Origin of the sequence: Hymenobacter sp. H14-R3 (assembly GCF_030063445.1) — a bacterium.
GTDB lineage: Bacteria > Bacteroidota > Bacteroidia > Cytophagales > Hymenobacteraceae > Hymenobacter.
In genome coordinates, this window is the sequence record NZ_JASITD010000012.1 from 1 (window position 1) to 17,858 (window position 17,858).

A 17,858-nucleotide genomic window follows, 5' to 3' on the forward strand; every position below is an offset into this window, starting at 1 on the left:
AATCTTTCCTTCACGGTGGGGGTAGTAATTTCAATGATGCGAACGACCAGGAAAGATTGCCGCGCTCCACTGCGTTGCGCTCGCAAGGACAACCGGCTTTTGCGTAAGCCCTACGAAAACTACCATAACCAGTCGCGCCCGCTGCGGCCCTGAACTACCAGGGGCGCGTTACTGTCTGGGAACTGCCTGCGTATTATCCATCTTCTGTTGACCTGTGCCTGGCTGCTCGCAGTCCCGTTTGATGCCCGATAAATTCATTCTATCTATTCAGCGCCCGCTGGCGCTGCCGGCGGCTTTCTTCCCCGACACTACGCCCGCCACGTATTCGCGGGCCGATTTTGGGCCCGATTTTCACTGGGGCGCGGCCTGCGCGGCCTACCAGGTGGAGGGTGCGTGGCAGCAGCAGGGCAAGGGGCCCAGCATCTGGGATGAATTTACGCGCCGGCCGGGGGCCATTGCGCGGGGCGAGCACGCGCGGGTAGGCACCGATTTTTTTACCCGCTACGAGCAGGATTTGGACCTGGCCCAAGGCTTGGGGCTGACTGATTTTCGCTTCTCGGCGGCTTGGTCGCGGGTGCTGCCCGAGGGCGTGGGCGCGGTGAACCGGCGCGGCCTCGATTTTTACGACCGCCTCGTGGATGCCTGCCTGGAGCGCGACCTGCGCCCCTGGCTCACGGTGTACCATTGGGATTTGCCGCTGGCTTTGCAGCAGCGCGGCGGCTGGGCCAACCGCGCCGTGGTAGACTGGCTGGCCGACTACGCCCAGGTGCTGGCCCGCCGCCTCGGCGACCGCGTGCAGCACTGGATGGTGCTCAACGAGCCGATGGTGTTTGTGGGGGCGGGGCACGCGCTGGGCGTGCACGCGCCGGGGCGGCGCAGCCTGCCGGGCTTTTTGGCGGCGGCCCACCACGCCACGCTGGCCCAGGCCGAGGGCGGCCGGGCGCTGCGGGCGGCCCTGCCGGGTACGGCGCGCATCGGCACTACGTTTTCGTGCTCGCACCTCACGCCCGACCGGCCGGGCCACGGCCCCAGCGAGGCCGCCACGCGCCGCGTCGATGCCGTGCTCAACCGCTTTTTTGTGGAGCCCACCCTCGGCCTGGGCTACCCCACGGCCGAGCTGCCCGCGCTGGGCTGGCTGCTGCGCCGCTACCAAAAGCCGGGCGACGAAGCGCGCCTGAAGTTTGACTTCGACTTCTGGGGCATTCAGAACTACACCCGTGAGGTGGTGCGCCGCGCGCCCTGGCTGCCGCTGCTGGGCGCGGCCCTGGTGCCGGCCGCCAAGCGCGGCGTGCCCGTAACCGAAATGGGTTGGGAAGTATACCCGGAATCAATCTATGAAATGCTGAAGCAGTACGCCGCCTACCCCGGCGCGCCCGAGCTGTATATAACGGAGTCGGGCGCGGCCTTCGCCGATGCGCCGGCGGCCGGCCGCGTGCCCGATGCCGCCCGCCGGGCCTACTACCAGGCGGCCATCGGGCAGGTGCTGCGCGCCCGCCGCGAAGGTATTCGGGTAAACGGCTATTTCCCGTGGAGCTTCACCGACAACTTTGAGTGGGCCGAGGGCTACCGGCCGCGCTTCGGCCTGGTGCACGTCGATTACGAAACCCAGGAGCGCACGCTGAAGGACTCGGGCCGCTGGTACGGCGAGTTTCTGGCCGGGGCAGAAGTAGCGCGGACGTTGTAGTCCGCGCCTGGGTAGTAGCTCAGCACATACCCGGGTGCAGGCTAACTGCGCGGGTGCGGACTAGAAAGTCCGCGCTACTATTCGCTACTACTCTACCTATGCTGGCAGCATGGCCCGGCAACTCATAAACTCTTCAATCAAGCGCTCGGGCTGCTGCTCGTCAAACTCCCCAAAACCCAGCACAAACGCCGGCGCGGGCTGCACAAACCGGATGGCCTCGGTTACAGCCTCCAGATAGGGTTGGATGCGCTCGGGGTCGCCGCCGGCGGCCGCAAACTCGGCATCCCAGCGGAGGGCGGCCGGGCCTTTGCGCACCAAAAAGGGCAGCACAAACGGGATGTAGCGGCTGAAAACCGGGTTTTCGGCGCTGGTCAGGCGGGTGTCGGGCCACACGTGAAACTGGCCGAACGAGGCCGGCGGGGCCACCACGAAGCGGGCCTGCTCGTCGGCCATCGCCCCAAATAAGTCGGCGCGGTTGGGCTGCGCATAAAGCTGCGCGTAAGCCGCGTACCACACCGTGACGCCCGCCGGGTTGACGAGCTGGTAGGGGTGAAACGAGCTGCTGAGGCTCACCCCGCCGTGCTCGCCGATGACGAGGTTATACAGCTCGCCAAAATGCTGCATATCAGTCGATTGTTGATAGGGGTTGTCGGTGAGGCCGTAGAGGTAGAAGCTGGCAAACTCGGTGAGGGAGGGCGCGGGCGCGGGCGGCGAAAGGTCGGACATGGGAGCAGGGCGTGGGGAAGAACGCCGCCGGGGCGGGCCGGGCGGACGGCGCAAAGTTCGGGGGTGGCGGGTGGCTGGCGGCCGGGGCGGTGCTACTTTCAGCGGGCCGCGCCGTATGGGGCTGGCGCTCATCCTTTTCCCACCCGTTCGCCATGTCCGTTTCCCGTCGTCACTTCCTGCACCAGGCCGCGGCCGTGGCTGCCACCGCCGCCCTGGCCCCGCAGGCCATTGCCGGCGCGCTGGCCAAGCAGCCGTTTTTTGAGATATCTCTGGCCGAGTGGTCGTTGCACAAGGCACTGTTCAGCAAGAAAATCAGCAACCTGGATTTTCCCGGCATTGCCAAAAAGGACTACGGCATTAGCGTGGTGGAATACGTCAACCAGTTTTTCAAAGACAAAGCCGAGGATACCAAGTACTTAGCTGACCTCTTGCAGCGCTGCCGCGACCACGGCGTGCGCAACCACCTCATTATGGTGGATGGCGAGGGCGACCTGGGCGCGCCCAACCAAGCCGAGCGCCTCCAGGCAGTCGAAAACCACTACAAATGGGTGGATGCCGCCAAGTTTCTGGGCTGCCTCACCATCCGGGTCAATGCCTTTGGCAAGGGCACGGCCGCCGAGGTGCAGCAGGCCGCCGTGGATGGCCTGGGCCGCCTCAACGAGTACGCCCAGAAGCAGCGCATCAACGTGATTGTGGAAAACCACGGCAGCTACACCTCCGATGGAAAGTGGCTGCTCCAAACCATTCGGGAAGTGGGCCAGCCCAGCGTGGGCATCCTGCCCGATTTTGGCAACTTCTGCATCCGGCGCGACACCGGCGATTTGTACCAGGGCACCTGCCTCGAATCGTACGACAAGTACCAGGCCGTGCAGGAGTGGATGCCCCTGGCTAAAGGCGTGAGCGCCAAAACGTTTGACTTCGACGCGGCCGGCAACTGCGTCGAAACCGACTACCCCAAGATGTTCCGCATCATCAAGGAATCGGGCTTTAAAGGCTACGTAGGCATCGAGTACGAAGGCGAAAAGCTGAGCGAAGACGACGGCATCCGCAAAACCAAAGCGCTGCTGGAAAAAATAGGCCGGGCATGAAGAAGGTAGCGTGGACTCTGCGAGTCCGCGCGTGGGGCGGTCGCGCAATGCCCGGCCACAGCCCCCATGCACCAGGATAAAAAAACCTGCCGTTGCGCAACTGCTCCCACTCGCGGACTCGCAGCGTCCGCGCTGCACCGCGTTACTTTTGGCCTTCGCTCCTTGCTTTCTGCTATGCTGCTCACCATTACCACCACCCACCAGCCCGCTACCGACCTGGGCTACCTGCTGCACAAAAACCCGGCGCGCCTGCAAAGCGTGGAAATAACCGGCGGCCAGGCCCACGTTTTCTACCCCGAAGCCACGGCCGAGCGCTGCACCGCCGCCCTGCTGCTCGACCTCGACCCCATTGGGCTGGTGCGCGGCCGGGGCGGCGCGCCCGGCGAGGGCGGCTTTGCCCTGGCCGAGTACGTCAACGACCGGCCCTACGTGGCGTCGTCGTTTCTGAGCGTGGCGCTGAGCAAGGCGTTTGGCACCGCCATGAACGGCACCTGCAAGGACCGCCCCGCCCTGCCCGCCGAGGTGCTGCCGCTGGCCGTGACGGTGGCCGTGGTATCGGCCCCCGGCCCCGACTGGCCGCGCCGCCTCTTCGAGCCGCTGGGCTACGTGGTTGAAACCGAGGCGTACCCGCTCGACCCCACCCAGCCCGAATGGGGTGATAGCCAGTACTATACTCTGCACCTGCGCCACGATGGCCTGCGCCTGCAAGACGTGCTCACGCACCTCTACGTGCTGCTGCCCGTGCTCGACAACGACAAGCACTACTACGTAGACCAGAACGAGGCCGAAAAGCTGCTGCACCGCGGCGGCGACTGGCTGCCCCGCCATCCCGAGCGCGGCTTCATCACGCGCCGATACCTGCGCTACCGGGCGCTATACGTGAACCCCGCGCTGGCTAGGTTGCTGGAGGGGGAGGAAGCAGAAGAATCGCCCTCCGAGAGCGCCTCCCCCCCCGGCCCCCTCTCCGAAAAAGGAGAGGGGGAGCCAGACGATTTTCAAAATCTCTCTGGGCGAAAATTAGAGCTAGAAACTAATGCTAGTTCCCCCTCTCCTTTTTCGGAGAGGGGGCTAGGGGGTGAGGCGCCCGTGCAGGGCGACCTACCCGACCCCAAAGCCGAAAAGATTTCCCTCCACGACCAGCGCCTCCAGCAAGTGGCCCAGGAAATCTACCAGCTGGGCCCCAAGCGCGTGCTCGACCTGGGCTGCGGCGAGGGCAAGCTCCTGCGCCTGCTGCTGCGCCAGCACAAGATTGAATATATCCTGGGCATGGATGTGGCGCACCAAGCGCTAGCCCGCGCCGCCCAGCGCCTGCACCTGGCCGAGATGCCCCCGCGCCAGCGCGCCCGCCTCGACCTTATCCAGGGCTCGCTGCTGTACCGCGACGACCGCCTGGCCGGCTTCGACGCGGCGGCGCTGGTCGAAGTTATCGAGCACCTCGACCCCAGCCGCCTCGCCGCCCTCGAAGCCGTGGTGTTTGGCCACGCCCGCCCGGCGCACGTCTTCGTCACGACCCCCAACGCCGACTACAACCAGCGCTACGACCGCCTCGCGGCCGGCACCTTCCGTCACGCCGACCACCGCTTCGAGTGGAGCCGCGCCGAGTTTGCGGCCTGGGCCACCGCCGTGGCCGAGCGCCACGGGTATCAGGTGCGGCTGGTGGGCATGGGGGAGGAGGCGGAGGAAGTAGGCGCGCCCTCGCAGATGGCGGTGTTTGGGTTGATGTAGTAGCTTGTTGAAATTAGCTACTTTCAGCAAGGTTTTAAGAAACAGATGAAGAAGATGATTAGCATAGATGATATTAATATCATCTATGCTAATCATCTTCTTCATCTGTTTCTACTTGTGAAATACTTAAGTACTTCGCGAACTCAGTGCTTTCCAAATCATATTCTATAATGCTTTTAGCAATTTCAAAATTCACTACTGTTACGCTAACGTCCATTTTGCCGAAGCCGAATCCATTACCGTCAGCATGGCCAAGGCCGGTCCAACCCATCAGTTGGTCTAATCTTTCTTCTAATCGATGAAGCTTTTTTAAACGTGTAGCATTCATTACTTTGGCCTCGTATTCTATCACTAGAATACTTTCTGTCTCAGATTCAGTAAATCCCTCCACACGCTTCATATCGATTGCCTCTTGAATGAGTGCTCGAAACTTAGTTTGGCCACTAGCTCTGACCATTTTAGTTGAACCTCGCTCTCCTACAATTCCCCAGTGAATAATTCCACTTTTAGGCGTTTTGTCCCAGGTTTCCCAGTAATGTAAGATGCCGTCTTGTTTTGTATAAAGCTTAATCATGAGTGAAATTTTATTAATTATTAGGCGTTTTTATTTCTGCCCCAAGCTATTTTAAATCTCATCGGCCACTCTCAGGCCCGCTCATCGGTAGTCATAGACACGGAACGCTTTCATTCTTTCGTAGCAATAAAAGCATTTTGTGTAAACCCCTATACCCCCTGGTGCTGATGCGGCCGAAACAGCCGCTTGCTCTTGATAAACTGCTGCACCTTGATATTCTCCCACATAATGAGCTTGTCGCCCACGCGGGTGATGGCCCGGATGTCGCCATCCTGCGACACGACGAAGCCCAGGCTGCCCGCGTGGTTCCAGCAGTAGGCAAACATGGAGCGGTGCTATGGTTCTAAGATGTGTCACCAACCAAATAAGCATAAAAACTATTCCACACTCAACTTCAAATGCCCGCCCAAGCCTTCCCGAATAATCCGCATCAGCGTTGAAAGACGAATATCCGACGCGTCGTTTTCGATACGCGAGATATACGTTTTCGTAGTGCCGCATTTCTCGGCCAATTGCGCTTGAGTAAGGCCTTTTTCTTTTCGTAGCTCTTGCAGCATGGCCCCGAGCTTAAAGGCTTCGAAGCCTTCTTCAAACTCTTCGCGGGCGGGGGTGCCGTGTTCGCCGTATTGCGCGGTGAGGTGGTCGGCAAACGAGGTGAGGTGGTTAGCGGGCTGCTTTTTCATCGAAGTATTGTTGCTTGATTTTTTCGGCTAAGGCCAATTCGTTTTTGGGCGTTTTCGGCGTCTTTTTCTGGAAGCCGTTGACGAGAATAATAAGCTGACCTTTATCAAAAAAGCTGAAGACGCGGTAGATATCGGAGCCAACTTCAACTCGAATTTCATACAAACCCTCGCTGCCAGCGAGGTGCTTAAAATACTTTTCGGGTACCCGCTCTACGGTGGCCAGCAGTTTCAAGGTCCAGTTGAATTTCTTCTGAACCTCCGGCTTTAGCGTGGCAAAGAAATCCAGGTAGTGGTGACGGTAGTAAAATACGTTGCGAACAAACTCTTCTGCCATGCGCCAAAGTTAGCTAATTGGATAACATTATCCAAGCCATAATAATGCTCATGATATCCTAAAATATTGAAGGAGTGATGATTGCGGAATAGGCACAGCCTGTAAAGCCCCTACACTCCCTGGTGCTGATGCGGCCGAAACAGCCGCTTGCTCTTGATAAACTGCTGCACCTTGATATTCTCCCACATAATGAGCTTGTCGCCCACGCGGGTGATGGCCCGGATGTCGCCATCCTGCGACACGACGAAGCCCAGGCTGCCCGCGTGGTTCCAGCAGTAGGCAAACATGGAGCGGTGCCGGGTGCCGTAGTGGCTGGGGCTCACCGGCAGCAGCTTGCGCTCGTCTACGGTGGCCTGGGTGGCCACGTACACGAGGTCGGGCGCTTTCACGCTGCGGATAACCACCCCGAAGCCGCGCACCTCCAGGTCGGGCGAGAGCACCACCAGGCCGTCGATGCACGAGAGCGCGGCCACAAACATGATGGCCCCTTTTAGCTCGTCGCTGGTTTCGCTTTTGTCGGTGGCGGCCACGTTTTCCTGCAAGTACAGGTGCGAGGGCAGGGTGTTCTGCTCCAGGTCAATGTACTCATTCATAATGGTTTCGGTGTGCGTGAAGCTGGCGATGTCGAACTTCACGAACTGCACGATGGCCCGAAACAGCCGGCCGTAGCTGAGGTGGTGCTTGATGCTGAGGCCGGTTTCGGTGTCGGGCGTGATGAGGAACGCGCCGCCGTGCTGGTAGTCCTGCATCTTGAGCAGGATGCGGCAGAGCGAGCGGCTGATGACGTTGTTGAGGTAGCCGCTCCAGTCGTCGAGCACGTCGCTGCCCAGCTCGTCGGTAAAGTGCTGGCGCACGGCGGCTTGGTAATCGGTGCTGTGCTGGCCCAGCAGCGCCCGCACCGGCCCGCTGGCAAATACGTCCACGTAGTTGCTAATCAGCACGTTGTGCTTGAGGTTGGCAATCAGCTCGTAGTCGAGCATCACGTGCAGGTTGCCGATGTCGTTGATGGCCGTGCGAAACAGGCCGGGCTGCTCAGGGCTGAACGTGGACTCGTAGTTGATGAAGCTGCGGTAGTGGTAGGCCTGGTCAATCAAGCCCCAGATAAACAGCTCGTTGTGCGCGTCGTAGTCCACGGCCAGCGAGGTGCTCCACGGGTCGGCGGCCTTGGAGAGCTTCACCAGGTTCTTGACCGTGAACGGGATGCGCTCGCCGAAGGGCACGCACGTCCAGCGGTGGGCCACTTTTTTGCGGGGCGGGTTGGGGTCGGGGTTCTCGGCATCCAGCAGCGTTACGGTAACCTTAATAAGCTGGCCCTCTTCGGTTTGCAGGCTGGTGAAGAACAGGTTTTCAAACAGGGTCGTCAGCACGGCCAGCGGCGGCTGCCGTGCCCCGGTTTTAGCGCGCTTCAACTTGCTGAATACGAATTTGGCTAAGTCTTTCGGGGTGGAGTTCATGTCAGGAATATTAGTAGGGGCCTTGAAAACCAGGACTTATGCAGCCCCGATTTCCCGCTGAGTTGCGCGGAGGTAATTCGCTGAGGTTCGCTGAGTCCGGCAGAAAGGCTCAGCGAACCTCAGCGGGGTACCTCCGCGTAACTCAGCGGGAAAGCTACCTCGCCTATTCGCTGCTTAAGTTCTGTTAAAGCATCTTTGCGTAAGTTGCTACCCGCGCCAAAGATAAATTACGCCCATGCCCGCTGCCACCCTCAAGCTTCCCGAACTCTCCCTGGTGCTGCTCATCGGCAGCACGGGCGCGGGCAAATCCACGTTTGCGCGCCGCTTGTTCAAGCCCACCGAAATTGTGTCGTCGGATACCTGCCGGGGCCTGGTGTCAGACGATGAAAACAGCCTCGACGCCACCAACGACGCCTTCGACCTGCTGCACTACTGGGTGGCCAAGCGCCTCAAGCGCGGCCGCCTCACCGTGGTAGACGCCACCAACGTGCGCGCTGAAGACCGCAAGGCCTTCGTGGCGCTGGCCCGGCAGTACCACTGCCTGCCGGTGGCCATCGTGCTCGATGTGCCCGAGAGCGTGGCCGCCGACCGCAACCGCCAGCGCCCCGACCGCGCCGGCCCCAAGCCCCACGTTATCGCCAACCACCGCCGCCTGCTGCGCCAGGGCCTGCGCACGCTCAAGCCGGAGGGTTTCCGGCACATTTACCACCTGCGCGGGGTGGCGGAAATCGACGCCGTGCAGGCGATAGTGCGCGACCCGCTGCACAACAACCGCCAGGCCGAAACGGGACCGTTTGACATCATCGGCGACGTGCACGGCTGCTATACCGAGCTGTGCGAGCTGCTGGCTAAGCTGGGGTATCGTGTTGTGGAGGAGGAGGTTAGGGATGCGCGGGACTTGGGCGTGCGGGTGGTGCGGGCGCCCTCCGCGGAGGGCGGCCCCAGCCTTACCCGCAAAGTCATCTTCCTCGGTGACCTCGTAGACCGTGGCCCCGCCTCGCCGCAAGTATTGCGCCTGGTAATGAGCATGGTACGCGACGGCCTGGCCCTGTGCGTACCCGGCAACCACGACATAAAACTGCTGCGCCACCTTAACGGTAAAAACGTAACTACTACCCACGGCCTGGCCGAAACCCTCACCCAGCTCGAAGCCGAAACGCCCGCCTTCAAAGAGCAGGTGCGGCTGTTTCTGGATAAGCTGGTGAGCCACTACGTGCTCGACGGCGGCCGGCTGGTGGTGGCCCACGCGGGCCTCACCGAAGCCATGCAGGGCCGCGGCTCGGGGGCCGTGCGCAGCTTCGCGCTGTTTGGCGAAACGACTGGCGAAACCGATGAATTCGGCCTGCCCGTGCGCTACCACTGGGCCAGCGAGTACCGCGGCCGGGCCATGGTGGTGTACGGCCACACGCCCGTGCCCGACCCCGAATGGCTCAACAACACCATCGACATTGACACCGGCTGCGTGTTTGGCGGCCGCCTCACCGCCCTGCGCTACCCCGAGCGGGCGCTGGTGACCGTGCCCGCCCACCAGGTGTACGCCGAGCCCAGCCGCCCGCTGCACTACAACCCGCACCAGCTTAGCCAGCCCGGCCAGCCGGCCGCCGATGAGCCCGCAGCCACCGCCCAGCAGCAGCACGACGACCTGCTCGATATTCGCGACGTAACAGGTAAGCAGCTCATTAACACGCGGTTGCTCAATACAGTAACTATTCGGGAGGAAAACGCCGTGGCCGCCCTGGAGGTGATGTCGCGCTTTGCGCTTAACCCCAAGTGGCTGCTGTATTTGCCGCCCACCATGTCGCCCACCGAAACCTCGGAGCTGCCCGACCTGCTGGAGCACCCCGCCGAAGCCTTCGCCTACTACCAGCGCCAGGGCGTGGCGCGCGTGGTGTGCGAGGAAAAGCACATGGGCAGCCGCGTGGTAGTGGTGCTGGGCCGCGACGAGGCCGCCATTCAGCGCCGCCTGGGCGTGGTGGGCGAGGGCATCGGCAAGTGCTACACCCGCACCGGCCGCAACTTCTTCAACGATAGTGAGTTAGAAAACGCCTTCCTGGCGCGCCTGCGCGATGCCCTCAGCACGGCCGGCTTCTGGGAGAAGTTCGATACTGACTGGGTGTGCCTCGATGCCGAGCTGCTGCCGTGGTCGGCCAAGGCCCAGGAACTGGTCAAAAACCAGTACGCCGCCGTGGCCGCTGCCGCCAGCGCTGCCCTGCCCCAGGTCGAAGCCGCCCTGGTGGCTGCCGCCGCCCGCGGCCTCGACGGGGCCGCCGCGCTGCTGGCGCGCACCAGCGCCCGCCGCGAAGCCGCCACCGACTACGCCGATGCCTACCGCCGCTACTGCTGGCCCGTGCAGTCGCTCGACGACCTCAAGCTGGCGCCCTTCCACCTGCTGGCCACCGAAGGCAAAACGTACTTCGACCGCGACCACGCCTGGCACATGGAAACCCTGCGCGCCCTCAGCCTCGCTGACCCCGGCCTGCTGCGCGCCACGCCCTACCGCGTAGTCGACCTCACCAACCCCGCCGAAGTAGAGGCCGCCACTGACTGGTGGGCCACCCTCACCGCCGGCGGGGGCGAAGGCATGGTGGTGAAGCCCTACGACTTCATCCCCACCACCGGCCGCACGCTCGTGCAGCCCGCCCTCAAGTGCCGCGGCCGCGAGTACCTGCGCATCATCTACGGCCCTGACTACCTGCTGGATGGAAATCTGGAGCGCCTGCGCCAGCGCAACGTGAAGGCCAAGCGCAATCTGGCCCTGCGCGAATTCGCCCTCGGCGTGGAGGGTCTGGAGCGTTTCGTGGCCGGCCAGCCGCTGCGCGCCGTGCACCAGTGCGTATTTGGCGTGCTGGCCCTGGAAAGCGAGCCCGTGGACCCGCGCTTGTAGTCGGTAGTTCAAATAGAAACGAGCATGACAGTTTCTATGCATGACAGGTCCTATTTGGGGTAGGCAGTAAGCAACAACTCAATTATAATCTGGCCGTTAGGCCAAGCTCCACATGTGCGGGTTTCACCTCTTTCCACCCATGAAAAACCTTAGTTTCCTGCCGCTTATCGCGGCCCTTTGCTGCTGGCTGGCTAGTGGCCCCGTAACCGCCCACCCCACTGCCGAGCGCCCCACGTATTTCGAGCTGAAAGTATATCACCTGAAAAATGCGCGCCAGGAGGCCCGCGTCGATAGCTTTTTGCAGCAGCAATATTTGCCAACAATGCGGGCGGCGGGCATCGCCCCCATCGGCGTGTTCAAGCCCATCGGCAATGACACGGCCGCCGACCGGCGCATCTACGTTTTCACGCCCTTCACCTCCCTGAAACAGTGGGAGCAGGTGGGCAAAGCCACCGTGCCCAAGCTGCTCGCGGCCGGCGGTAGCTACGAGAATGCCGCCTACACTAACCCCGCTTATACGCGCCTGGAAACCCTGTTTATCAAAGCGTTCGATGAGATGGCCGGCCTGACGGCCCCGGCTCTAACCGCGCCCAAGAGTGAGCGCGTGTACGAGCTGCGCAGCTACGAAGGGGCCAGCGAAAAGATATTCCGCAACAAGGTGCAGATGTTCAACGCGGGCGGCGAAATCAAGCTGTTTTCACGGCTGAACTTCAACGCCATTTTCTACGGTGAAGTCCTGTTCGGCCCCAAAATGCCGAACCTCATGTACATGACCTCCTTCGCCAATATGCCCGACCGCGAGGCGCACTGGAAAGCCTTCGGCGCCGACCCCGAGTGGAAAAAGCTCTCCTCCCTGCCCGAGTACCAGAACAACGTGTCGCACATGGACATCACCTTTCTGCGGCCGGCGGCTTACTCCGGTTTATAGGTACTAAGCTGCGTATCAGCTAGCTACTTCGGACAATCTATGGGCGACAGCACGTTTTTGGAGTCGAAACGCAGCGCCTGGGGTTTCGCAAACACCGTTTTGCCGGCGCGCTCGGCTACGTCGCCGTAGCCCTTCACGAAGCCCACGCCGCGCCGCACAAACGCCACCTGCCGCACCGAGGTTGTGCCCTCCGACTGAAACGTGTAATCCGCCCGCAGCGTGTCGCCGCGCAGCGTACCCTGGATGGTGCCCTCGTTGCGGTCTTTCTCGAAGTAGTTGTAAGTCAACTGGCCCGTTGCGGTGGGCTCGGTGGTTTGCAGCGTGAGGCGCACCGTGTCTTTGCCCGTGGTATAGGCGTAGCACTGGGGCCCGGCTGGGGTAGGTGGCAGTGCAGTAGTGGGCTGCTGACCAGTAGTTTGCGGTGACTCCTGCTGGCAGGCCGTAAGCAGCCCCGGGCCAGTAGCTAAAAAGATGAAAGCTATAAATCGCATGATATGAAGTAGTTAGTGAATCTGCTGCTGTCAGCAGGCGACCACGAAGGTGGTGAAGTTTTCGATGAGCGCCGCTTGTTCCTCAGGCCGCCATTGCAGCCGGTACGCCACCGGCCGGCCACCGATGCTAACGTACACCGTCAGCCCGTCCTCATAAGGTACAAAGTTGGTGCGCTCAAATACCCAGGTTTCGCCCACCGGGTGCGTTTGGTAGTTATAATCAATGAACTCCCGCACCACGCAGTAGCGCTGGCCCGGGGTAAGTGTCTGAATAGAAGCCATAACTAATCTTGCGGTGTGGTTAGTAGCGTGCGCTCGATGCGGCGGTCGGGCACTAGCCACATGAGGGCCACAAATACGTAGCAGGCTCCCGCCAGCCAGGGCAGCCAGAAGCTACCGGCGATGCCCACCAGGTAAAGCACCGGCGAGAGCTTGCCCTTCCAGTCGCGCCCCACGGCGCGGGCTAGCGGCGAGGTCGGCCCGCCATTCACGGCAATAATGCAGTTTTGTAGAATGGCATACGCCACCGCCGAGCCCAGCAAAATGCCGCCGTACACGGCCAGCGTGGCGGGCGCAAAGTGGTTTTCGCCCATCCAGCCGGTGGCAAACGGTATCAGCGAAAGCCAGAACAGCAGGTGCAGGTTGGCCCACAGCACGCCGCCGCTCACCTGCCGGGTGCCGCTGAGCAGGTGGTGATGATTGTTCCAGTAAATACCCACGTACACGAAGCTCAGCACGTAGCTCAGAAACACGGGCACCAGCGGCCATAGCGCCGCAAAGTTGGCCCCGTGCGGCACCTTTAGCTCCAACACCATGATGGTGAGGATGATAGCAAGTACACCGTCGCTGAATGCTTCGAGGCGGGTTTTGTGCATGGAGCGGGGAAGGGGGGCGTGTTCGCTAAAACGATTGTAGAGGCTTGGTACCTGACGTCTCACCGCTGTTAAACTTCGTCTTCGTCGAAATCTACTTTCGTGATGCTGAGGTAATTGCCGAACGTAGTATCCTCTAAATCTGCTGCAATAACTCGCTTGGCGATTTCAAAATCTACGACGGTAACGCTCACGTCCATTTTCCCGAAGCCATAACCGTTGCCATCGAACGCACCTAAGCCAGTATAGCCAACCAAATAAGCAAGGTGGTCGCCTAACCGGTGAAGCTTCTTTAATTTATTAACAGTCATGTTCTCAGCCGCATACTCAATGACGAGAATATTCTCAGTTACAGGTTCTGTAAAACCTTTCTCCCGTATCTTATTGATTGTTGCCTGAATGAGTAATTCAAATTCTAATTTATTCTTTGCTCTTATAATTTCTCTTGTGCCTTTCTCGCCAACAATTCCCCAATTAATAAAACCACTTTTAGGATTCTTATCCCAGGTCTGCCAATAGTATAGGATACCGTCCTGCTTTTTGTAGAGTTTAAGTAACATGGATTATAGTAATTTTAAAGGTAAGTTTTGACACAGGAATAAATCTGATTAACTGCTGAAATCAACTCCTTGATTCAGCAATTCCACGCTAAAATGAACCTTCGCATTCAGCACCTTAAATACCTTTATAACCGTTTTAAAGCGCGCATCGGTCAGGCTGTATTCTAGCTTAGAAATCTGCGCTTTTTGCACACCTACCAGTTCCCCGAGTTGCTGCTGAGTCAGGTTGCTTTACAGGCGCGCCTCTCTAATGACCTTGCCGAGCAGGTCGAGGCGCAGTTCTCCCTCAAAGGCATCGCGCTTGGGCGTGCCGACGGGGCCGATGTGTTCGTCTAGCACCTCATCCATCGAATAAAACTTCATTTTAGTGTCGGATTTCATAGATAGTAGGTTTTCCGGTCAAAATATAAGCTCCCTAAACCCGCCGCTAAGATAAGCTCCACAAAAAACGCCGCCCCGTTGTCAGGGCGGCGTTTCTTCAACACATTCAACAAGAAATACCTCGCCAGTTCAACCTTACGCTTTGGCCAAGTCGAAGCGGTCGGCGTCCATTACTTTGGCCCAGGCGGCTACAAAGTCGCGCACGAACTTGGGGCCGGCATTATTGGTGCCGTACACTTCGGAGATGGCGCGCAGCTCCGAGTTCGAGCCGAAAATCAGGTCGATGCGGGTGCCGGTCCACTTCACCAGATTGGTTTTGCGGTCGCGGCCTTCAAACAGCTGGTCGGCCTCCGAAGTGGCTTTCCAGGTGGTGCCCATGTCGAGCAGGTTCACGAAGTAATCGTTGGTGAGCGAGCCGGGGCGGTCGGTAAACACGCCGTGGTTCGAGTGGTCGAAGTTGGTATCGAGCACGCGCAGGCCGCCAATCAGCACCGTCATTTCGGGGGCCGACAGGGTTAGCAGCTGCGCCCGGTCGATGAGCATGGCCTCGGCCGACGCCTCGTGGTTGGCACGCAGGTAGTTGCGGAAACCATCGGCGTGCGGCTCCAGCGCCTCAAACGATTGAACGTCGGTCTGCTCGTGCGTGGCGTCGGTGCGGCCGGGGTGAAAGGGCACCTGCACCTCGTAGCCACCTTCTTTAGCAGCCTGCTCAATGGCGGCAGCGCCACCCAGCACAATCAGGTCGGCCAGCGACACTTGCTTGCCGCCCGCGTTACCGTTGAATTCCTTTTGAATACCAGCCAGCACGTCAAGCACTTTGGCCAGCTCGGCGGGGTTGTTGGCATCCCAGTATTTCTGGGGCGCCAGGCGGAGGCGGGCACCGTTGGCCCCGCCGCGCTTGTCGGAGCCGCGGAACGTGGAGGCCGAAGCCCAGGCCGTGCGGATGAGCTGCGAGCCCGTGAGGCCGCAAGCCAATAGCCGGTCTTTCAGCGTGTTAGTATCCTGCTCGTCAATCGGCGCGTAGTCGGCGGCGGGCAGCGGGTCTTGCCAGATGAGCACTTCGCTAGGCGTGTCGGGACCTACGTAGCGCGACAACGGACCCATGTCGCGGTGCGTGAGCTTGAACCAAGCGCGGCTAAAGGCATCGGCAAACTCCTCAGGATTTTCGTGGAAGCGACGCGAGATTTTCTCGTAAATCGGGTCTTCGCGCAGGGCGATGTCCGTCGTCAGCATAAACGGCTGGTGCGACTTGTTAGGGTCGTGGGCATCGGGAATCAGGCCCGCGCCGGCATCGCCTTTGGGCTTCCACTGGTGCGCCCCGGCGGGGCTCTTGGTCAGCTCCCACTCAAAGCCAAACAGGTTATTGAAGTAGCCATTACCCCACTTGGCGGGCGTGGCGGTCCAGGCGCCTTCGAGGCCGCTGGTGATGGTGTCGCCGGCGTTGCCGGTGCCGTAGGTGTTCAGCCAGCCCTTGCCCTGCTGCTCGATGCCCGCCGCGGCCGGCTCGTGCGCAATGTACTGGGCGGGGTCGGCCGCGCCGTGGGTTTTGCCGAAGGTGTGGCCGCCCGCAATCAGGGCCACGGTTTCCTCGTCGTTCATGGCCATGCGGCCGAAGGTTTCGCGAATGTCGCGGGCCGAGCCCAGCGGGTTGGGGTTACCGTTGGGACCCTCCGGGTTCACGTAAATCAGGCCCATTTGCACGGCGGCCAGCGGGTTTTCGAGCTGGCGGTCGCCGGTGTAGCGCTTGTCGCCGAGCCACTCGCGCTCCGAGCCCCAGTAGATTTCATCCATCGGCTCCCACATGTCGGCGCGGCCGCCCGAGAAGCCGAACGGCTGGAGACCCATCGACTCCAGAGCGCAGTTACCGGCCAAAATCATGAGGTCGGCCCAGGAAATCTGCTCGCCGTACTTCTGCTTAATAGGCCATAGCAGGAGGCGGGCTTTGTCGAGGTTAGCGTTATCGGGCCAGCTGTTGAGCGGTGCAAAGCGCTGCATACCAGCGCCCGCGCCCCCGCGGCCATCCGAGATGCGGTAGGTGCCAGCGCTGTGCCAGGCCATGCGAATAAAGAACGGCCCGTAGTGTCCGTAGTCGGCCGGCCACCAGTCCTGCGAGGTGGTCATCAGCTCAAACAGGTCCTGCTTCACCGCAGTCAGGTCCAGCTTCTTGAACTCCTCGGCGTAGTTAAAATCTGCACCCATGGGGTTGGCCATGGGCGAGTGCTGGCGCAGGATGTTGAGGCGCAGCATGTTGGGCCACCAATCGCGGTCGCGGGTGCCACCGCCCGCCGCTTGCTGCGTCTGCCCCGCCAAAAATGGGCATTTCGCCGCCGAAGCGTCGTTCATAAAATGCTCCGTCGTGTTGGAGGCGGGTGCGTGCTTATTGTGGTCTTCAGCCATTACTTAAAAGGGTGTGATTAATTGAAATTCGGTTTTGAAGCGGATTAACGCTGCTGGAAGCAGCTTATTGAAAAGACTGGAAAATTGGACAAAATACCACTACCCCACGCGTAGGTTTGTGGGGAGCCGGCAAAAAATCCGGGTGTTCCAACTGCACGCCAATGCAGTAGTCTGGTGTTTCAAAGTGCTGGCCAAAGCTAGCACTGTGCCCGGTCTTCTTAAAGCCTGCGCCGATACTTTTGTTTAACAAATATAAGTTATTTTTCAGCAAAACATTGCTGAAAAGGCCTGCCGGCCTGTTTCTTGTTTAATGCGTATTCAAACCAAAGTAGCGCTGGCCCGCCTCGAAGCCCAGCATGGTATCCATATTCTCTACGCCTGCGAGTCGGGCAGTCGGGCCTGGGGCTTCCCCTCGCCCGATTCTGATTATGATGTGCGCTTCATCTATGTGCACCCCGCCGCCTGGTACCTGCGCCTCGACGAAGGCCCCGACACCCTCAATTTTCCGGTCGATGACGACCTAGACCTTGCCGGTTGGGAGCTGCGCAAGGCCCTGCGCCTACTGCGCGGCTCCAACGCGGCGCTGTTCGAATGGCTGCAGTCGCCCGTCGTGTATTATGAGGCTGCCGGCTTCCGGGCGCAGCTTGCGCCGCTGCTGCCGCTGGCCTTCAACCTCAAAGCCGGCCTGCACCACTACCAGGGCCAGCTGCGGCGCGGCGTCGAGGAAGATTTAGTGGGCGAGGAAGTGTGCCTCAAGCGCCTGTTCTACGCCCTGCGCGCGGCCCTGGCAGCCCGCTGGATTCGGGAGTGCCACACCCTGCCGCCCATGGAGTTTGGGCCGCTGTGCGAGCTGTTACCGTCTGAATTTCAGAAAGTTGTGGTAGAGCTGCTGGCGCAAAAAGCCATTGCCACCGAAAAAACAGTAGTGGCGCGGCCATTGGCGCTGGCTACCTTTTTGGCGGCAGAATACGCGGCGGGGCAGGCGGCGCGGCAAGCACTGGTCGTGGAGCGCGATAACGATATTAAGGGTCTACTAGACAAGGTGTTGCAGGCTTGGGTGAAGTAGCCGGCCCTCGC

At 60.7% G+C, this 17,858-nt stretch carries 19 protein-coding genes; 6 read left to right on the plus strand and 13 right to left on the minus strand.

The annotated features are described in order from the left end of the window. Positions 1–241: 241 nt before the first annotated feature. Entirely contained in the window at positions 242–1,684 is a 1,443-nt protein-coding gene (locus tag QMK33_RS12195) for a GH1 family beta-glucosidase (protein WP_283564869.1), read from the plus strand. A 96-nt stretch (positions 1,685–1,780) separates the two neighbouring features. Here the strand turns inward: QMK33_RS12195 and QMK33_RS12200 are convergent, their stop codons facing one another. Further along, complete coding sequence (locus QMK33_RS12200) at positions 1,781–2,410, minus strand: hypothetical protein (protein ID WP_283564870.1); 630 nt, start codon at positions 2,408–2,410, stop codon at positions 1,781–1,783. Between the two features lie 152 nt (positions 2,411–2,562). On the opposite strand from QMK33_RS12200, the gene QMK33_RS12205 reads away from it, so the two are divergent. Together QMK33_RS12205 and QMK33_RS12210 are read left to right on the plus strand one after the other, a co-directional pair. Beyond that, positions 2,563–3,498, plus strand: a complete 936-nt coding sequence (locus tag QMK33_RS12205; RefSeq protein ID WP_283564871.1) for a sugar phosphate isomerase/epimerase family protein — start codon at positions 2,563–2,565, stop codon at positions 3,496–3,498. A 174-nt stretch (positions 3,499–3,672) separates the two neighbouring features. Continuing rightward, a complete protein-coding gene (locus QMK33_RS12210; RefSeq protein ID WP_283564872.1) occupies positions 3,673–5,223 on the plus strand; it encodes a 3' terminal RNA ribose 2'-O-methyltransferase Hen1 in 1,551 nt (516 codons plus the stop codon). 88 nt (positions 5,224–5,311) lie between these two features. Here QMK33_RS12210 and QMK33_RS12215 read toward each other — a convergent pair whose 3' ends face one another. The 5 genes from QMK33_RS12215 to QMK33_RS12235 form a co-directional block, all read right to left on the minus strand. After that, the gene (locus QMK33_RS12215; protein ID WP_283564873.1) at positions 5,312–5,797 is read right to left on the minus strand and encodes a hypothetical protein; all 486 of its coding nucleotides are present in this window, start codon (positions 5,795–5,797) and stop codon (positions 5,312–5,314) included. A gap of 149 nt (positions 5,798–5,946) precedes the next feature. Further along, positions 5,947–6,123 carry a hypothetical protein gene (locus tag QMK33_RS12220; protein ID WP_283564874.1) on the minus strand — a complete coding sequence of 59 codons (177 nt, stop codon included), beginning with the start codon at positions 6,121–6,123 and terminating at the stop codon, positions 5,947–5,949. Between the two features lie 51 nt (positions 6,124–6,174). Continuing rightward, positions 6,175–6,480 carry a helix-turn-helix domain-containing protein gene (locus QMK33_RS12225; protein WP_283564875.1) on the minus strand — a complete coding sequence of 102 codons (306 nt, stop codon included), beginning with the start codon at positions 6,478–6,480 and terminating at the stop codon, positions 6,175–6,177. Then, on the minus strand, positions 6,461–6,814 hold the full coding sequence (locus tag QMK33_RS12230) for a type II toxin-antitoxin system RelE/ParE family toxin (protein WP_283564876.1): 354 nt from the start codon (positions 6,812–6,814) through the stop codon (positions 6,461–6,463). Before QMK33_RS12230 ends, QMK33_RS12225 begins: the two co-directional genes overlap by 20 nt. Positions 6,815–6,924: 110 nt before the next feature. Next, positions 6,925–8,268, minus strand: a complete 1,344-nt coding sequence (locus QMK33_RS12235; RefSeq protein ID WP_283564877.1) for a putative sensor domain DACNV-containing protein — start codon at positions 8,266–8,268, stop codon at positions 6,925–6,927. Positions 8,269–8,503: 235 nt separating this feature from the next. Here QMK33_RS12235 and QMK33_RS12240 point away from each other — a divergent pair, with 235 nt between their 5' ends. After that, entirely contained in the window at positions 8,504–11,152 is a 2,649-nt protein-coding gene (locus tag QMK33_RS12240) for a polynucleotide kinase-phosphatase (RefSeq protein ID WP_283564878.1), read from the plus strand. A 139-nt stretch (positions 11,153–11,291) separates the two neighbouring features. Next, positions 11,292–12,080: an NIPSNAP family protein gene (locus tag QMK33_RS12245; RefSeq protein WP_283564879.1), complete on the plus strand. Its 789-nt coding sequence runs from the start codon at positions 11,292–11,294 to the stop codon at positions 12,078–12,080. A gap of 23 nt (positions 12,081–12,103) precedes the next feature. On the opposite strand, the gene QMK33_RS12250 is transcribed toward QMK33_RS12245, so the two are convergent. The 7 genes from QMK33_RS12250 to katG form a co-directional block, all read right to left on the minus strand. Beyond that, positions 12,104–12,571 (minus strand): hypothetical protein, encoded by a 468-nt coding sequence (locus QMK33_RS12250; protein ID WP_283564880.1) that lies wholly within the window; start codon positions 12,569–12,571, stop codon positions 12,104–12,106. Positions 12,572–12,601: 30 nt separating this feature from the next. Continuing rightward, a complete protein-coding gene (locus tag QMK33_RS12255) occupies positions 12,602–12,853 on the minus strand; it encodes a DUF3601 domain-containing protein (protein ID WP_283564881.1) in 252 nt (83 codons plus the stop codon). Between the two features lie 2 nt (positions 12,854–12,855). Continuing rightward, entirely contained in the window at positions 12,856–13,446 is a 591-nt protein-coding gene (locus tag QMK33_RS12260; protein WP_283564882.1) for a TMEM175 family protein, read from the minus strand. A 68-nt stretch (positions 13,447–13,514) separates the two neighbouring features. Continuing rightward, positions 13,515–14,003 (minus strand): hypothetical protein, encoded by a 489-nt coding sequence (locus tag QMK33_RS12265; RefSeq protein WP_283564883.1) that lies wholly within the window; start codon positions 14,001–14,003, stop codon positions 13,515–13,517. Positions 14,004–14,051: 48 nt separating this feature from the next. After that, on the minus strand, positions 14,052–14,228 hold the full coding sequence (locus tag QMK33_RS23490) for a helix-turn-helix domain-containing protein (protein ID WP_349361742.1): 177 nt from the start codon (positions 14,226–14,228) through the stop codon (positions 14,052–14,054). 6 nt (positions 14,229–14,234) lie between these two features. Beyond that, positions 14,235–14,384, minus strand: a complete 150-nt coding sequence (locus QMK33_RS23495; protein WP_349361737.1) for a hypothetical protein — start codon at positions 14,382–14,384, stop codon at positions 14,235–14,237. A gap of 135 nt (positions 14,385–14,519) precedes the next feature. After that, positions 14,520–16,727, minus strand: a complete 2,208-nt coding sequence (katG, locus tag QMK33_RS12275) for a catalase/peroxidase HPI (protein WP_283565019.1) — start codon at positions 16,725–16,727, stop codon at positions 14,520–14,522. Positions 16,728–17,091: 364 nt separating this feature from the next. On the opposite strand from katG, the gene QMK33_RS12280 reads away from it, so the two are divergent. Continuing rightward, entirely contained in the window at positions 17,092–17,847 is a 756-nt protein-coding gene (locus QMK33_RS12280; protein ID WP_283564884.1) for a nucleotidyltransferase domain-containing protein, read from the plus strand. Positions 17,848–17,858 lie beyond the last annotated feature (11 nt).

Coding starts and splice junctions, on each gene's coding strand:
- QMK33_RS12195 (WP_283564869.1), top strand. CDS start 242: ATGCCCGATAAATTCATTCTATCTATTCAGCGCCCGCTGGCGCTGCCG.
- QMK33_RS12200 (WP_283564870.1), bottom strand. CDS start 2,410: ATGTCCGACCTTTCGCCGCCCGCGCCCGCGCCCTCCCTCACCGAGTTT.
- QMK33_RS12205 (WP_283564871.1), top strand. CDS start 2,563: ATGTCCGTTTCCCGTCGTCACTTCCTGCACCAGGCCGCGGCCGTGGCT.
- QMK33_RS12210 (WP_283564872.1), top strand. CDS start 3,673: ATGCTGCTCACCATTACCACCACCCACCAGCCCGCTACCGACCTGGGC.
- QMK33_RS12215 (WP_283564873.1), bottom strand. CDS start 5,797: ATGATTAAGCTTTATACAAAACAAGACGGCATCTTACATTACTGGGAA.
- QMK33_RS12220 (WP_283564874.1), bottom strand. CDS start 6,123: ATGTTTGCCTACTGCTGGAACCACGCGGGCAGCCTGGGCTTCGTCGTG.
- QMK33_RS12225 (WP_283564875.1), bottom strand. CDS start 6,480: ATGAAAAAGCAGCCCGCTAACCACCTCACCTCGTTTGCCGACCACCTC.
- QMK33_RS12230 (WP_283564876.1), bottom strand. CDS start 6,814: ATGGCAGAAGAGTTTGTTCGCAACGTATTTTACTACCGTCACCACTAC.
- QMK33_RS12235 (WP_283564877.1), bottom strand. CDS start 8,268: ATGAACTCCACCCCGAAAGACTTAGCCAAATTCGTATTCAGCAAGTTG.
- QMK33_RS12240 (WP_283564878.1), top strand. CDS start 8,504: ATGCCCGCTGCCACCCTCAAGCTTCCCGAACTCTCCCTGGTGCTGCTC.
- QMK33_RS12245 (WP_283564879.1), top strand. CDS start 11,292: ATGAAAAACCTTAGTTTCCTGCCGCTTATCGCGGCCCTTTGCTGCTGG.
- QMK33_RS12250 (WP_283564880.1), bottom strand. CDS start 12,571: ATGCGATTTATAGCTTTCATCTTTTTAGCTACTGGCCCGGGGCTGCTT.
- QMK33_RS12255 (WP_283564881.1), bottom strand. CDS start 12,853: ATGGCTTCTATTCAGACACTTACCCCGGGCCAGCGCTACTGCGTGGTG.
- QMK33_RS12260 (WP_283564882.1), bottom strand. CDS start 13,446: ATGCACAAAACCCGCCTCGAAGCATTCAGCGACGGTGTACTTGCTATC.
- QMK33_RS12265 (WP_283564883.1), bottom strand. CDS start 14,003: ATGTTACTTAAACTCTACAAAAAGCAGGACGGTATCCTATACTATTGG.
- QMK33_RS23495 (WP_349361737.1), bottom strand. CDS start 14,384: ATGAAATCCGACACTAAAATGAAGTTTTATTCGATGGATGAGGTGCTA.
- katG (WP_283565019.1), bottom strand. CDS start 16,727: ATGAACGACGCTTCGGCGGCGAAATGCCCATTTTTGGCGGGGCAGACG.
- QMK33_RS12280 (WP_283564884.1), top strand. CDS start 17,092: ATGCGTATTCAAACCAAAGTAGCGCTGGCCCGCCTCGAAGCCCAGCAT.